6 protein-coding genes and 2 pseudogenes are annotated in these 16,803 nt (G+C 40.2%); all 8 read right to left on the bottom strand.

Annotated elements, in window-relative coordinates; all coding sequences use genetic code 11:
• Positions 1-77 precede the first annotated feature (77 nt).
• Positions 78-293 (bottom strand): annotated as a pseudogene (locus tag MMU07_RS21885) (triple tyrosine motif-containing protein); the annotation flags it as partial.
• 2,558 nt (positions 294-2,851) lie between these two features.
• Complete coding sequence (locus tag MMU07_RS21745) at positions 2,852-2,977, bottom strand: hypothetical protein (protein WP_255737739.1); 126 nt, start codon at positions 2,975-2,977, stop codon at positions 2,852-2,854.
• Between the two features lie 64 nt (positions 2,978-3,041).
• A pseudogene (locus tag MMU07_RS18780) lies at positions 3,042-3,212 on the bottom strand (GxxExxY protein); the annotation flags it as partial.
• A gap of 276 nt (positions 3,213-3,488) precedes the next feature.
• On the bottom strand, positions 3,489-4,865 hold the full coding sequence (locus MMU07_RS18775; RefSeq protein WP_241128146.1) for a sensor histidine kinase: 1,377 nt from the start codon (positions 4,863-4,865) through the stop codon (positions 3,489-3,491).
• 230 nt (positions 4,866-5,095) lie between these two features.
• Positions 5,096-6,874 carry a patatin-like phospholipase family protein gene (locus tag MMU07_RS18770; RefSeq protein ID WP_241128145.1) on the bottom strand — a complete coding sequence of 593 codons (1,779 nt, stop codon included), beginning with the start codon at positions 6,872-6,874 and terminating at the stop codon, positions 5,096-5,098.
• Positions 6,875-7,197: 323 nt separating this feature from the next.
• A complete protein-coding gene (locus MMU07_RS18765; protein WP_241128144.1) occupies positions 7,198-9,390 on the bottom strand; it encodes a tetratricopeptide repeat-containing sensor histidine kinase in 2,193 nt (730 codons plus the stop codon).
• 554 nt (positions 9,391-9,944) lie between these two features.
• A complete protein-coding gene (locus MMU07_RS18760) occupies positions 9,945-10,136 on the bottom strand; it encodes a hypothetical protein (RefSeq protein ID WP_241128143.1) in 192 nt (63 codons plus the stop codon).
• 34 nt (positions 10,137-10,170) lie between these two features.
• Positions 10,171-16,371 (bottom strand): S8 family serine peptidase, encoded by a 6,201-nt coding sequence (locus tag MMU07_RS18755; RefSeq protein WP_241128142.1) that lies wholly within the window; start codon positions 16,369-16,371, stop codon positions 10,171-10,173.
• Positions 16,372-16,803: the final 432 nt, after the last annotated feature.

The following is a 16,803-nucleotide window of genomic DNA, read 5'->3' as shown; positions in this document are numbered from 1 at the left end:
ACTATTCCTCCTATCAGCAAGGCATAGATCAAGTAAGCCCACCAAGTAGCATACCAAGGGGCCAATACCACAAAGGAAAATACCGCTTCCTCACTTACTCTCCCTGTAAATGCCTGGGCCCTGACTCGGAAGGTGTAGGTTCCGGCAGGCAGGTTGGTGTACTCTTTGAATGTGTTGTCATTCCAGTCCACCCATTCCGGATCAAATCCCTCCAGATAGGTCTGGTACTTGGTTTTCTTTTCCTCTTCGAAATAAGGCGCCGCAAATTCAAACCTTAGCGAATTCTCTTTCATTTCCACTGCAGGAAGGGTTTTGTCCCTGCCATAGGCGATCAACGGTAGCGTATCGGTCTTGGATTCTATCCTACGGATTAAAGTAAAAAATTCCTTCTCGGTATGTCTGTCCTTTTTCGGGTCATAGCGGATCAGGCCTTTGGGGGTACCAAACCACATGATGCTGTCGGCATCGATAAAATCCTCTGTAGTCAGATAAGGTGCTATGGAATTGGGTCTTTCGTCTTTCACAAATTTCCCCTCCTCGTTCCGCTTTAGCACAAATTTTTTCCCTGCTTGAGATTCGTACCAGGTTACTCCTGATTTGTGTTGATTAAAATCCCAAAAGTCGGTTTCTACTGATTTAAAATCATCTGTTGGAAAAAATCCCCCTTCCTTTTCCGAAAACTTCTGCATTCCTTCGGAAGTTTTGACATAAAATTCTCCGTCGATTAAGGAATAAGTATCTGAATTAGAAAATTCAAATACTTTTGATTTAACGGACTCAGTTCCTATGGACTCTAATCTGCCTTCATTAATATCGAGGACATACAACCCTTCAGACCCATTTAAAAAAATCTTTCCCTCCTTTCCTTCTAAAAAATAACCTTGGATTTTACCTATCCCCGGAACTTTTCCCTTCAATTCCCATGGAAATTCTTTGGAAAGACCCCTTTCATAGAGAAGGACTCCTGTAGTTGTGCCTACTAAAAGTAAGTTGGGGTTTTTCTTTGGAATAAAGGCTGCATGGGGAACGCTCCCATCCTTGGGAAAATCCAACCGGAGCGCTTTACCATCACGGTAGACATTCAAGTCCATGCTAGGCACGATAAGGTCCTCCCCGTCAATATTCAAATCAAAAATTTGGTTGGAACGGATTCCTTGTACTGATTGGAAAGTGTTGCTTATTGTATCAAACTTCAATAAACCGTTAGATGTCCCTAAGAAAAACTCCCCACCTTGTTTTTGGATAGAAAGAACCCCTGAGGTGATTCCAAGCTCCTTCCCAAAGGTTTGGATCGGGGAGTCAATGGCTATCCTTGCGATCCCATCCTCAGTCATTGCCCAAAGCCCCATGCCCTGATCAAGGTAAACACTCCTGACATTATCAGAGGATAAACCTTGGGCTGTTCCGATTCTGTTGAGTATTTTCCCTTGGGGACTCATGATGACTATCCCTCCTCCTGAAAAAGAAAGGATATAATTACCCTCATAAGGAAGTGCGTGGTATAATATTCCGGAACCTTCTTTGAGAAGTTGGTCCACCTCTGATGAAAACTTGCTAACCGATGTGCCATCAAAAAGGTAAAACCCTGTTGAGGCTCCTCCAAATAGAAATGTCTTCCCTCCTTCACTTGGATAAGGCAGCATAATCCTGAATCGGTCCTTTCCCAAAATTTCTGTACCCGAAACAAGCCTGATCTCCTCCCCAATTAATTGGAATAGACCCCTCTCATTCTGATGAATAAAAAAATCGGATCCCTGCACAAAAGCATAACTGAAAGTGGTCTCTGCAGGCCAAGTCTTCAGGGATTTCAGAGAATAATCCTCCGCTAACTCAAATCGAATTATATTATCCCGGGTTTGGAGGAATAGAAATTTGTCCAAAAAATTGATTGAAAAAATACTTATTCCTGACCGAATCTCTTCCGGAATCAGATTTAGAAGGGAAACTGCCTTGGTTTCTCCTTTTGCATCAACTTTCAGATAGCCAAAATCCTGTCCTGCATAAAAGACCCTGCCTGTCGCATCTTTAGCTAATGCTCGGATCCCAAAAGGATTATTTCGATCAAAAATTGAACGCCAAGACACCCCATCATATTCGTGTAGGCCATAGCTGGTTCCAAAGAACATCAATCCCTCCTCACTCTGTATCGCAGCCCATACTGCGGGATCCCCGCCATACTCCTCGGCGGAATAGGTAGTAACTGGCAGCCTTCCGATCTGCTCGAAAATGGACTGGGCGGGAAGAATAATGGGAGAAAAAAACAAAATAATCAGTAGTCCGAAGAAGCTTTTTCGGAAATGAAGAAGTGCTAAACCTAAATCCATTCTATTTTATTGTTGGGTATGGGAATTTTTTTTGTTTTACTACCGGTCAAAATCATATTTTATCCCAAAATAAGAAAATAGTGATAAATACCAATCAGTTGGATAATTTTTTACTATTCAAGTCACAAAAAATTAAAAATGGTAATCCAAACAAAAAAATATGTATATACCCAATTTTCAACATTAAGCTTGAATGGGCTTTATCGGATGCGGATACTCGTCCAAGGACTGCGTTCTATTATCCACGCAGCCCGCTAATCTTTCTCCCACCATTAATTGTTTGGCTAGGTGCAATAAAAAGGATACACATATAAAGAAAATGATCATTCCGTTACTTTACCGATTGCTCAAAAATAAAGATCTAAACTGAGGGTAATCAGTTCATAGACCACTGCAGATAGTCCGCACCAGTCTGCTGTGAGGGAGCCGTTGAATTGGATTATCAGTCCGGGTTTTACACGGTTTGTGGGAAAAAATTATACATAAAAAAATTAAAAAGTAAAATGCAGTAGATGAAAGTTGAATGATCAAGTTACCGGTAGAATAACATTAAATTCAGCACCATAGCCCACTCCCAAAGGGTCATCCAAGCGGGCTTCCCTACTCCTCAGCCTAATCTTTACTCCTTGCGCACCTACAATATCATAAATCATCTAAAGCACACTTGCCGGACAGGCAGGGATCGGTACGGATTATTGGATTTCAGGGATTTTGTTATCATAAAACAAGTCGTTTAAAGGTTAGGCTCTTGCTTCCAAAATTTATTAATGACGCAACCCCCAATCTGAATGCTTTGAAGTAATTCATTACTTTGGCTAGATGAACATCTCCAAATTGAATGACCACTTTCAATTCAACCAATACCTTTTTTTCCACAAAAAATCTGCTCTTCCAGCTCCGATCGGTTCCTTCATGTCTTTATTGAATATTTCCTGTCTATTTCTCTAGCGTAGGATAACCCAGCCTTTTAGAGCTCCCAAGCCAAAGTCCTTTGATAAATAAGCTTCTAAAAACCCTGTTATCCAGCAGGAAGGTTTTACCTAAAAACTCATGAACCTCCAATGAAGCCTTTATGATTTTCTATGTGATGTCTTTGTATTTTAGATCTATTGTCTTTTTTATTCTCTATTTTTTTGTAATCAATTAATCCATTACAACAGTGGTTCAGACAAGAGGCAGTTGAATGGTAAATTCTGTTCCCTCACCTTCCCTACTTTTCACCCTTATCTCTCCTCCATGTGCCTTGACGATATCATAGCTTAGACTCAGTCCCAAACCTGTTCCTTGTCCGGTGGGTTTGGTGGTGAAGAAAGGCTGGAAGATTTTGTCTTTGATGGAATCGGGGATGCCGGAACCGTTGTCTTTGACAGATATCTCTATTTTGTTGCCAAGGTTTTTGGTGGAAACATGGACTAAGGGTTGGAAGCTTTCCTCCCGATAGCCATCGGGATTGGGACTTTGGGGAAGTTGTCCCTTGCGTTCTGCACAGGCCTGAAAAGCATTGTTGATCAGGTTGAGAAGCACCCTTCCTATATCCTGGGAGACCACATTGACTTGTGGAAGATCCGGGGCAAAGTCGGTTTTATAGTCCGCGTTGAAGCTCTTGTCTTTGGCACGCAATCCATGGTAGGACAATCTCAGAAACTCGTCTGCCAATTCGTTGATGTCAGTGGGTACTTTTTCTCCTGAACTCAAACGGCTATGGGCCAACATGCCCTTGACAATGCTGTCCGCCCGCTTGCCATGGTGATGGATTTTTTTAAGGTTTTCGATGACATCCTGAGAAATGACTTTCGCTTCCTCCAAATCCCCCTTATCTAACTCCTCCTGAAGTTCCTGAAGTAGCTCTTCACTGACCTCCGAAAAGTTATTTACAAAATTCAGCGGATTTTGAATTTCGTGGGCGATACCGGCTGTCAGTTCTCCGAGGGAGGCCATCTTTTCTGCCTGAATGAGTTGGGACTGCGTAGATTTTAGCTCATTGAGGGCGGTTTCCAACTCCTCTTTTTGGTGGGTAAGTTCTGCGGTGCGTACATTTACCTGTACCTCAAGCTCAGCTTTGAGTTTTTGGGTGATTTCATATTCCCTTTCTTTTTCTAAGGCTTTTAGTCTTTCGATTTCCAAAGCTTTTTTCTGCTTCCTGCCACTCCACCAGATCGAAACAGCCCATATCAGTGCAAAAAACTTAGCGGCTTCGAAGTAATTTTCAATTTTCTCAAAAAAATCTGTCCCGACAATATCGATCAATTGACCTGAAGATGAAATGACCATGTAGGGAAGAATGGCATAAACCAAAGGCTTTCCTTTAGAAAATTCCGGAACCTTGTAAGCAAGATAAGCCACTGCCGCAAACAGCAGAGTAGTCAAAATAGAAATCAGGGTATCAGGTAAAAAGTGGATGACATCAAGAAAAATCAGGGAAGCACCTATGCCAATCCCAATTTTGAGCAGTTTTTGCCATTTTGCAAAATCCTGGTTTTTCTCTACATTCTTTCGGAGGTAGTTGAGGATAAAAATAGAAACTATACTTTCAAAGATCATAAAACAGGCAAGAGGGATTTTATACGAAATAGATCAAAACAAAACAGAAATTCTAAAATACGGTTTTTAGTGAAGATTTTTAAATGTCCCTCAATATCATTTTATCTGCCACTAAAGCCTCTGAATTAAATCGCGCAACAAGACTTTCTTTTTACAATTTTTTCTGATTGGGATAAATATTTGAGGGCAGAATTTTGATGATCCAATCGGAAGTTTCAATGGTCTTTGGTTTACCAAAATTTCTTTTCCTCCGGTAAATTTTTCAAGGCAGTTTTCATCTGATCATGGCCCTTTTTGACTATTTCTTTCCACTTGCTGTCATCAAGCATACCTATTCCTTTGAGTTCCATCTCTAGGTATATCGCAACACCCGATTTTGTCATTTCTTGCTTTTGGCGGCTATTTAGGGTCAGGGAATTGACCAGAATGGAGCTGATACCGGGTAATCTGTATCTTTTCTTACCGGTGATTTTACTCCAGATGAGTTTTGATGCAGAAGGCGTTTCGTCAAAATCCACTTCTTGGGTCCGAAGTTGACTGAGGGAAATGGCAATGATATGCTCAACAGGGTAGTTGTACATGGTTTCTATAGGAAGATTGTCTACCACTCCCCCATCTACATAGAGTTGTCTGTCAATGACTACAGGAGGATATATTCCGGGGATTGCTATGCTTGCTTCAATTTGTTTATATGCAGGCCCTCTTTCATGAACCTTGATACTAGAGGTTGAATAATTGGTAGAAACACAATAGCTACCCACCCAAAAGTCTTCCAGATATGCGCCACCAAGCATCTTTTTGACATAATTATTCATTTTTTTTCCTGACATGATGGATATAATTGGAATAGTAAAATCATTGGATGTGAGTTTACTTTCTGCAGATTCTTTGCTGTAGTAATCTATTTTTTTTCTGTCAAAATCCACAAATGAAGCAGTCAACCCATACAGCGCTCCGGCGCTTGTACCCCCCAAGAAGTCTATTTCCAATCCTTCCTCATATAATGTCTTAATAGCGCCAAGGTGGGCAAAGCCCTTTGCCCCACCTCCACCCAAAACCAGACCCCGTGCCTTGTTGGCAAGAATCCTTGCAAAGCGACGGATATCCGGTCCATAATTTTTGCGGTAATGAATATGAAGGTCTATTTTCCTATTTTCAAACCATCTTCTAGTATTTTCGGGAAATTTAGCGTCTTCAGGATGCAGCAAAAGAAGGTAAATTTTCTTATTGAGAATATTGTTGGAATATAAATCCAATTGCTTTTCTATCTCTTGTAGACTGCTATCCGCATAAAAGTCCGTTGCCATTACAATCAAATCAGCATAGATGATACATTGATGGGACCAAGCCAAATCCTCATTACTACTTACCAAAAAATTTAAACCTTCATGCTGTTCAAGTGTATCATACATGGTTTGTAATTCCAGATTGGCATGGGAATCATGGTCTAATATCTGAATGCTCACATTCAGCGATTCAAACTGTGCTTTGATAGCTTCAGTATATTCTGAGATATCGTTTTCAGATTGAAGATTGATCACTGCAATATTTTTGGCAGATGTCTCAAGGTGCTTTTGTAAACTATTCCTCCTCAGCCTATTGACCACAAATCGGGTCAATTTGGTTGAGAAAGCAGGATAGCTTGAAACTATTTTATGGTATTCATTTTCCTTGAGTTCCAAGACCACCGACTTCCGAATCGCAACCACTGAAGCGGATCTTGGTTCTGCCATAAACAGCGCAAATTCACCTATCGGTTCCCCTTCTCCAATATCTCCAAGTGCATGCAAGGTCCCGTCTTTCTGTTGTGCAAGGGCCCGAAATCTCCCTGAAAGTACTATGTAAAGTGAATTCTCGAGATCCCCTTGATTGAAAAGAAATGCCCCGGTATCTAGTTCTAAGACTTTTCCTTTTTCTAGAATCTGAGTCAACAATTCTTCATCAAGTTCACCAAAAAGGCGAATAAGTATGGCACGATTATGTGAGTTGTGGTTAAATTTCGAATCCAAAATTTCAAACATTAAATTATAACTGTGTAAAGTAGTATAAAACCGTGTTTAAAATATAAGTAAGTTAAAATGTACCAAAGACTTATTTTTTAAGTGGTCAATATTTTGTTTTTGAATATTTTTTCTTGAATAATTACCAAAATAGGCTTCCGCCAAATGATGCCTACGGGGATCAAACAACAGGGAGGTAAAAATCTAAAGAACAGGGCATCTCTTGAATTATCAAATCAAAATCAAAGAGTGAAAAAATTTAAATCTCCCTAGAAATTTTTTCAACATTAGATAAAAAAGTTCCTATCCAATACCCTGCAAAGACAGCTATATTATGTCAAAGGTAGGGTGATCAAGAACGTTGTACCTGACTGTCCTTCGATAAGGTCATCTACACATTTGGATACGACGTTTATCTCCCCTCCATGTGCCTTCACTATATCATAACTCAAGCTCAATCCCAAACCTGTACCCTGCCCTGTAGGCTTGGTGGTGAAGAAAGGTTGGAAGATTTTGTCTTTGATGGAGTCTGGAATGCCGGGACCGTTGTCTTTGATAGAAATCTCTATCCCTCTGCTCCTCCCTATATCTCGGGACAGGCTCTCTAGAGGGGAGGTGGAGACGGTGACTAAGGGCTGGAAGCTTTCCTCCGGATAGCCATCGGGATTAGAATTTTGAGAAAGTTGTGCCTTCCGTTCTGCACAGGCCTGAAAGGCATTGTTGATCATATTAAAAAGCACCCTACCGATATTTTGGGGAATGACATTGACTTTTGGTAGGTTAGGATCTAATACCGTGACAATTTCCCCATTAAATGTTTTGTCTTTGGCCATGATGCCATGGTAAGACATCCTAAGGTATTCGTCACACAAGGCATTGATATCTGTCAGTTCTTTTTCTCCAGAACTTGTACGGCTATGTGCAAGCATCCCTTTCACGATGGCATCTGCACGCTTGCCATGATGTGTGATTTTGTCAATATTGCTTTTGAGATCAATCAGTATTTCAGATACTAGTGCTTCATCTCTATTTTCTCTGTCCTTTGCCCTTTCCTGTTCTATTTCATCTATCAATTCACTGCTGACTTCTGAAAAATTATTCACAAAATTCAGCGGGTTTTGTATTTCGTGTGCCACACCCGCTGTCAATTCTCCTAGTGAAGCCATTTTTTCAGATTGTATGAGTTGGGCTTGGGCGGATTTCAGTTGGTCATATGCAGATTCAACTTTCTCTCGTTGGGCATGGATTTCTTCCTTTTGAACCTGAAGCAAGTGATTTGCTTTTTGCTTGCTGAGGTTGTTTTTGAAAAGTGAAATACTGATGATGATAAACATCAACAATCCCCCCAATGAGGTAAAGATGATTATCCTTTGGTTGAAAACCGCAGCATTTTTCAATTCGGTGTCTTTTTGGAGAAGTATGATTTCCGCTTCTTTTTTATCCAGTTCAAATTCAAATTGAAGTTGTTGGATCATTTTTTCGGTGCTTGACCTTGCAATTTCTTCCTTTACTGATTTGGCATTTAATTCATTTTCATAAGCAGCCTTAAAATCCCCTGTAAATGCATTTATTTCCGCTAAATTTAAATACACATCTACCAATTCATTTTTGGCCTCAATTTCATGGGCCAAGAGTTTTGCTTTTTCTAAAGTATTGATAGCATTTTCAAAATCCCCTTTTTTTCCTTGAGTTTTTGCTAAGCCTAGAAGACCTTGAGTCAATTCAAATTTGGCATCCAACCTTTCCGAAATTTCCAAGGCACGCCTATGGAATCCAAATGCTTTTTGGAAATTACCTAGTTCAGCATTTATCTCTCCCAATTGGGTTAATGGAAAGGTGGCATCAAGTGTACCGTCACAAAGTCCCAATGCCATTTCATGAAAATATATGGCTGAATCATACTTTAAATCCAGAAAATACACTTCACCAATATTCATGGCCGCAGTAGCCATTCCTTGTTTCTCTTGAATTCCTTGGAATACCTCAAGTGATTTTTTGAAAAAAGTCAAAGATTCATTGATAGTATCCCTATTTTTAAGGTAAACTGTCCCTATATTATTAAGAGAAGTTCCTATTCTAAGTTTGTTATTAAGTTCTTCAGAAAGTTTGAGTGATTGAAAATGCAGTTCCAATGCTTTGGTACTGTTTCCCAACATATAGTAAATTGATCCCAGGTTACTCAAGATATTGGCCTCGCCAGTTTTGTCATTGATATCATGGAAATGCTTCAGTGATTCTTGAAAATTCAAAATGGCATCTTGGAAATTACCTTGTTTGGCGGATGCCCTACCTTTGGCGTTATATGCATTTGCAAGGCCTTTTTTAAAGTCAATTTTACTTCCTATAAGGATGGCTTCATCAAAATAATAAATGGCTTTTTTGATATCTGAGTCTAAATATTCCAACCCCAATTCCAAATAATGGGAAACTTTTGTGCTGTCATCATTAAGTTTTGATGTAGCCTCTAATAAACTATCGGCTAGTTCAGACTGAGATAAGCCTCTATTTACAACGGTAAATATCAATAAAGTAGAAAAGATTGTGCACCTAAAAATAGTCATATATCGATTCATATACTTGCGAGAATACCGTTTACCAGATTGGGGAAATTCCATATTTTGATTCTCTTTCATTTAAAAATTGCACTTTATTAGCCAAAAAACAACACTTATTTCATCTAAAATAATTCGGCAGTTAAAATAGTCTTTAAAAAGAATGTCTCAACCAAGCAATACTTTTTATAATCCACACAGTGCATATTTTTAGGAAAACCCTTTTGGACCATTTCCCATTTTTACTTGGTGTTTTCTAACCAATCATTGCTTAAGTTTTACCATTAAAAAACCAAAGACTGACCCAGTCAAACTCTTTATTCCCTAATTTGAGTATAATTCTCAAGAAATCATTTTCGATTCTTTCGAGCAAAGCACTTATTTTTTTGCAAAAATTGGAAGACATAAAATATCAAGCCTAATAGAATTCACCTAATTTTTTCAGTCAACTTTTACTGATAACAAACAGGATAAGTAAATAAGATTGATGCGTTCTTCACCATCTTTTTTTAAGCTACCATTCTTTCCTAAGGATCTACCATGATGGCACAATGTTCAAAATAATTTGCCCTTTTAAGGAGCTTTTGTTTCAAGCTACCCAAGATTATCCCAAAAACAGGGATTTGGCTATCACCCTGAAAAATATCAAATAAAGCCTTCTCTACCCTTCTTCCCAAATGACAGACCAGAAGAAAAACAAAAAAGAATGGAAGAGACATTCCATTCTTTTTCGCTGTTCCAAGGCTTAAACAATCACTGATTGTGTTTGATCACACGGATGGATTTGACACCTTCTATAGTATTGATATTGATGACATAGAAGCCCACGGGCATTTGTGAGAAATCCAATTCCAATCGGCTTTCTACTCCGTACCAAACCTGCGGCAAATGGTGGATTCTTCCCATAGCATCCAAAACAACCAACGAAGACTCCTGAGGTTGTTCTTCGACAAGACCCCTGAGGCTGAGATTTATTCTGTCTTTTACAGGATTAGGATAAGCGATCAAATCTCCTGATGTTACGTCCTGCTGAAGGGTTGAAATCCCTTCCGAAACAGATAATTCGGAGATCGTACCACTCGAAGGAGCTTGGGTTCTTGCGGAAGGAAGCTTGGTTAGGAGTGGCCGAATTGCAATTGCCTGGGCTACCCAATGTTCACTCATCGATGCTATAGCCGCTAAATCACCCGTACTGCCAGGTTCACTTTGAATATAGAAAGACATCATATTTGAAGTCAGACCTTGTTGATTATTGGGATCATCATATACCTCAATAGTTCCGACAGGTGCGGTCCAAGTTGCATTTTTCTTATTGGTATAGAATAGCATAACCATGGTATTGCAATCAACTGTAGTCAAGGACGGTGCAATGGCAATCAATGACTGTGCGCCAGATGCTCCGCTAAATGAAACTATTGGGCCGTCAGGATGATGAATGTCAGCCCCACTTACCCTTGATATCCCAATTGTCCATTTCGGACTTTGACTGATTCTAAATCCATAGGTATTAGGCTCATTGTCAGTCGCTACTTTGTAATATGTGACCATTGCTACTTGGTTCAGTTGATTTACACGTTGTATTTCAATCCAACCAGGGTCTTGAGGAGTCACGGACGGTGCTCGACCTTTTTCAAACATCAACCCTACGACTAACAAATCCCCTTTTTTGGTATTATCGGGCCTGCTTATGGTGGCAGGATTTGAGGTATTGCCACTGCCTTTTGCAGTTTTGAATTCACCCATACTTGGCGCTTGATTGACACAACCCACAATTACCAAAGAGGCATATTCTGAACTTGCAGGGATGTAATTTTCATTGCCCTCAAAGGTTGCAATCACCTTGTAAGTACCCGGCAAAACCGGGGCTGAAGGTGTTGGTCCATAATTTGTTTCGCCTGTGCCTTCATATTCGATTGTAATTAAGTTTTGGTCAAGGTTATCTTCTATACCCCCTACACCAAAGGCAAAAGCAACGGCTTCAACAGGCTCCCCGTCAAACTCAAACAAACCTCCCTTAACAGATACTGTTGGCGTTGCTTTTCCTACTGTCAACTGACCTTTTGTAATGCTGCCAAGGGAGTAATTGGAAGGTTCAAAAAGGCTTATCGTAGGATCAATTTCATAAATTCCAGCTGCAATTATCCCGCTGTTTGGGAAAGGCATCCCATCTCTCAATAATGAATAATCAATGGATTCGATTATTGACACCTGATTATCCTCTTGAATTACTTCAATTCCGTCAGAATCAAGAAAGCTGGTACTGACTTCAAATCCACTGAATTCAGTAGCTAATTCAGGTGCAGCCTCCCCAAACTCAATCAAATCCGGATTGGAAGAGGTTTTAGCGGTGAGGGCAGCAGGTGTTATGGTTAAGTCCGCGGGGAGATATCCAATGCTGAAATTTCTTGATTCAAAAGTCCCGGGGATAATAAAATGCTCCCCTATATCAGTCCCGGTTACCATATTTACTGAGAAAAATTCAAGGTTGAAATCGTAATCATTTTCGACAACCTCTTCACCGAAATCATAATATTTGATTCCATCTTTTTCAACTTCTTCTGCCAATTCCAGGTCTTTCTCACCAAAAATCACCAATATATTGCCTTCCTCGTCCTCTAATTCACCACCTCCGCTATTGACAATTGTCCTTGAGTTTACGATGGTTTGTCCGTTAAGTATTGTTCGGGCATTTATAATCACACGTCCGTTGATTATAACCCTTCCATTTACAATGGTTCGTGCATTGACCATTGTCCGTGCATTGATCATCGGCCTGCCATTGATACTTACAGTTTTAAGCTCTTGGTTTTCAGCATCCTCCAGATAATCCAGGAAAGAAGCCACGGGGACATCAAATGCTGAATTGATGATCGGTCTGCTATTGAGTAGAGAGCGCGCATTGATAATTACCCGTCCATTTAGCATAGTTCGGGCACTTACCATAAAGCTTTTGTTGATAAAACTTGCCTTGTTCAGTATGGTTCTTCCATTAAAAATTCCCAAAGGTAAACTGTTGTCATTAGGTTGTTTGGCAAGTGCAAGTTCGGTTAAGTATTGAGTAAGAACAGCATCCTTGAGGGCTTGCGCATCATCTATTTTGACTTTGCCATCCAATTCTATTAAATCTTGAGGAATAATTACATCAAATTTCAAAGCATCGCTGATAGATTCGCCATATTTCAATGCAAACTCACCCGTAAGGTCTACAGGCTTGATAGTAATCGGCAAAGATTCCACGGTGATGATTCCGGGACCATAATTTCCAAAAGCATTACTTAAACCATCATAGAAAAGATCCCCACCTTCCTGTATGACTCCAACATAATTAAAAAAGTCAGAGAAAGCGAAGCCGGTTTGAGGATGTGAAGCAGTGATTATATAAGATCCCACTTCTGCCATGTCACCACTAATAGGACTCGAAAGGGTCAAAGGAACCAAAGAACCATTTTGGGTATCGGGATTTAGGGTAAGCCCAACTTCTTCAAGTGTCAGCGTACTCGGCACCCAATTGTTGTCCATCCTTTCGTAAACCTTTGCAGTAAGTGGTTCTACAATTTGAGCATATTTTTTGGTTTGGTCATCTGCCCTTATCGCAATGGTTTTTTTAACAATGTCAAAGAAATAAACCGGACCGGCTATTCCACCGTCGAGTCCACTATCTGATATAGCATTGTTAACTACCGTGAGGCCTGGATTTCCTTCAAATTCAGGAATCGTAACTTCCAAAAATCCGGTTCCAAATTCGTCTAGCCCGTAAGTTGCTTTTAAAAGTTCGTCTCTTAAATACACATTGGAACCTTCGTACAAGTTAGTTCCTGTAATCTTCAATTTGAACTCAACTTCACCGAGATTAATTCCCTCATCATATACAAGTTCTATGTTATCAGGATTTGGCGTGGCAAGGGAAAGTAATGCCCTATCGGCACGAACTAGACCTGAGCCTGATTTTATATCAAATCCAGTGTCATGCATGTCTTGTGCAGTAGATTTTAATACTCTCCTGATATCAGCCGGCAAACTTGAGCCAGGTTCACCCAACCAACCGGTTGGATTGGTGGTAGGATAATACTTCAGTCGTGCCTGCTTGACCAATGCGGCAATTGCGGCTGCATGTGGCGCTGCTGCAGATGTACCAAAGAAGTTTGGGAAATTATCCCCTTCCAAATCCGGTGCACCAAAATTGACCGTGGTATTTCCACCATTCGGCCCGGTAAAATCAGGCTTGTCACGAAGAGTCCCATTGGTGATTGTTCCTCCTCTTGAAGAAAAATTGGCAACAGTAAATGGATCTGTCCCTATGGGTACGAGGGATGGATTAAATCCAAAAACTGATGTATTGGCATAAAGCACGGCTCCTACAGTCATCGCTCCTGTTGCATTGGCATGACCTACAATCGTTGACGACTCTATACCATTCGGGTCATTTGGATCCAGTTCACCTCTGAAAACCACATATTTAAACTTAATTCCCCTATTGGTATCCAAGTCGGTACAACTCTGACATTCACGTGAAATCAAAAGATCAACAGTAGTTGGAGCTGTGATGGTGAATGAAAGAATTTCAATAGGATCTCCATTCGCGTTATTTCTGTTAAACCCAAAAAGAGGAGCACCAAAATCTTTGAGGTAAATATCAAGATCATATAAACTACCAACTCCGTCAATAGAATACAAAGGATCATCCCATTGGAGCGCGATCATGTAAACTGCGGGGCCATTTTGACCAGGGTATACTTTGATGGTCTGGGTGATTTTTCCATCAGCAAATTGATGAATGCGGCCTCCATCGGTCCATTCTCCGTCATTAAGAGGCAAGCTTACAGAGGGATCTTGGACAGGATTAAATACCCCTTCAAAAGATTTGGTACCAAAATTTCCTGCTGAAGTGAAATAAGAAACACCGTTTGCAGCAACTTCATTCACAGCCTTTGCCACCTTTCCATCACTAAAGAAAGGCTCGGTTACATAGGTGATATCGTCCACAATAATATCACTTCCTGCAGCAGCCAAGTCGCGAATGCCTTGTGCAAAATCTCCAGCTGTAACCACACCTGTCCTAAAACCAAGCTTGGCACCGGGGGCTACGTCATGCACAATCTGTAGCATCGCACGCCCTTCGTCAGTACCAATTCCAAATCGACTTGGCAAATCCCTGTAAAAATAAAGACTATCAGTAGCAGGCAGATCACCATTGGATATATCTGTTGCCAAGGTGTTGACTCCGGCATCATTCCGTGTTGCATAGCTGTCAGAAAGAAGACCAATCCTAATTCCCGTTCCGTCAATAGCTTGGTCTCCTTCCTTATGGACATATCCTGCTCTTACTAGATTGGACCGCATGACCCGATCTCCTTGCGTAGTGGTAGCACCTTTATTGGGAACACCCGGAATTGCCGGACGGACAGAGTTAATAGCTGAAGGAAAGCGGTTTAAATCCAATAATTTTCCTATTGGAATAAATCCTGCAATGATCACCGAATTCGGGTCTTGCTTGAGTACTTCCTCTGTTGGGGTAAGAAAACCTAAGCTATCCAAAATTGTTTTTGCTCTATTAAATTCATCCTTTACGTAAATGACTTCGACAAGCACCTCCTCACCACTGATATAAAATACCTCATTAGATTCAACTGTTTGACCTTGCTTGAAAATTTCAAAAAGGGCCTTTAATTCAGATCCAATAGGCTCATAGACTTTTCCTTGCGAACAAATACCAAAAATTTGACGGTCATTGACGGTCATTTTAAATGTTTTTGTGCTACCACATCCACCTGCTGCAGTGACATCTATCAAATCGCCATCAGTAACTATGATATCCTCAGGAGTTTCGACGGTGTTTCCGTTACGTTTGAAAATCATTTCCCCAAAGCTGACTGAGGCATAATCGAATAAATTGGCAATCGCAGTATTGCCACCATTTTCTGTGCTACAAAGAATTCCATCAATAACCTCCAACGATGGTGGCGTAACTAAAGCAATATCTAGGCTACATTGAGTTGGACCGCAGGAACCTTGGTTACTGATATCAAGGGAAACAGAACCCGAAGTTGTCCAATCGACAGATATTACATTTGTCCCCTGGCCTGAGGTAATTTTCCCGCCTGAAACTGACCAAAAATAGTTATCAGCGCCACCTGCTACAGCATAAGTAGCTGAACTTCCTGCACAAACCTCCACATCACCTGTGATGTTGCAATCCGGGTCCAAATCTATGGCGGTAGAGGCAGCTTGTACAGACCTGTCTTGACTTCCCACTGATTTGCCATTCAGAGAAACTACCCGAGTATGGTAAGGTGAACCACTGATACTAGACGCTGAATTTCCCTGACCCCAGTCTTCAGCACTAGCAATATGCCCTCCCCAAGCAATGACAACCGAATTATTGGTTCCCGAAAAAGATCCCGTAGCAGTAAAAGCTATCCTTAAGCGGGTTATGGCGCTCGTTGAAGTAGGACTTTGTTGGATTGAATAACTGACTGCTCCGAATGTTCCACCATGAATAGCCAAACTTCTCTCCACTTCAGGTAATTGGTTGAAGCTAGTTGCCGGCAAAACATTTCCTGATCCCGGTACAGGTATTGGAACATATTGATATGCATTGGAACCAAATGGAAACCCGGAAACAGGTTCCACAACTTCGCAAATCCTATCAAATCCGGTGATGTAATCAATTGCACTTTTTCCATTGATTCGGGTATCCCATTCTATTTCAACAACACCCTTGAAACCTGTACGTACTTTGGAAATGGTAAGCCGATAGGGAATCGATTGGCCCTCGAAGAAATGGCTGTTGCTGTTATTTGAATTTCCTGTTGCCCAATTTACAGGACTTACTGGATTTTGGTTCACTCCCCCGTTTTGGCCCTGTTCAAGCCTAACAGTTTGGGCAAGAGAAAAATTTGCCGTTAGCAACAATACTATCATCAGCATGTTGCTGAATTGGAATAATGTCCGCATCGTAAAGAGGTTTTAAGATTGAAGAGTTAAAATTCATTTTTGAAATTAAGATTTGGATAAAATGTGGCTCCACTCTTTTAAAGACAAAATTTTGTCTTTTTTAGATCATGAAATACATATTAATTCAAATAAAAAGACATTTCTAATATACGAAATTACTTTCAATAAAATTACGCTATCAACAATTGAGAAAACCTATCTGATTATTAGAGGGAAATAAAAATAAAATTAAACCGCTAAAAAATTTAACTATTTGACTTATATAAATATTTATTTAATAATATATAGTTTTATTATTTCTTTTATTCTTTAGGCTAACTTATAATTATTCATTTATTTATTGATTTATTTTACTGTAACTACTCAGGTTGTAATTTAGCTATATGAGTGAGGTTTTGGAGGACATTTTCTGACTTTTTGATCAAGGTGTCG

It is taken from the genome of Cognataquiflexum nitidum, assembly GCF_022538055.1.
Lineage (GTDB): Bacteria > Bacteroidota > Bacteroidia > Cytophagales > Cyclobacteriaceae > Cognataquiflexum > Cognataquiflexum nitidum.
The sequence above is the reverse complement of the archived record's forward strand: the minus strand, read 5'-3'. Positions and strand labels throughout refer to the sequence as shown.

Coding starts and splice junctions, on each gene's coding strand:
- MMU07_RS18760 (WP_241128143.1), bottom strand. CDS start 10,136: ATGTCTCTTCCATTCTTTTTTGTTTTTCTTCTGGTCTGTCATTTGGGA.
- MMU07_RS18775 (WP_241128146.1), bottom strand. CDS start 4,865: ATGATCTTTGAAAGTATAGTTTCTATTTTTATCCTCAACTACCTCCGA.
- MMU07_RS21745 (WP_255737739.1), bottom strand. CDS start 2,977: ATGATTTATGATATTGTAGGTGCGCAAGGAGTAAAGATTAGGCTGAGG.
- MMU07_RS18755 (WP_241128142.1), bottom strand. CDS start 16,371: ATGCGGACATTATTCCAATTCAGCAACATGCTGATGATAGTATTGTTG.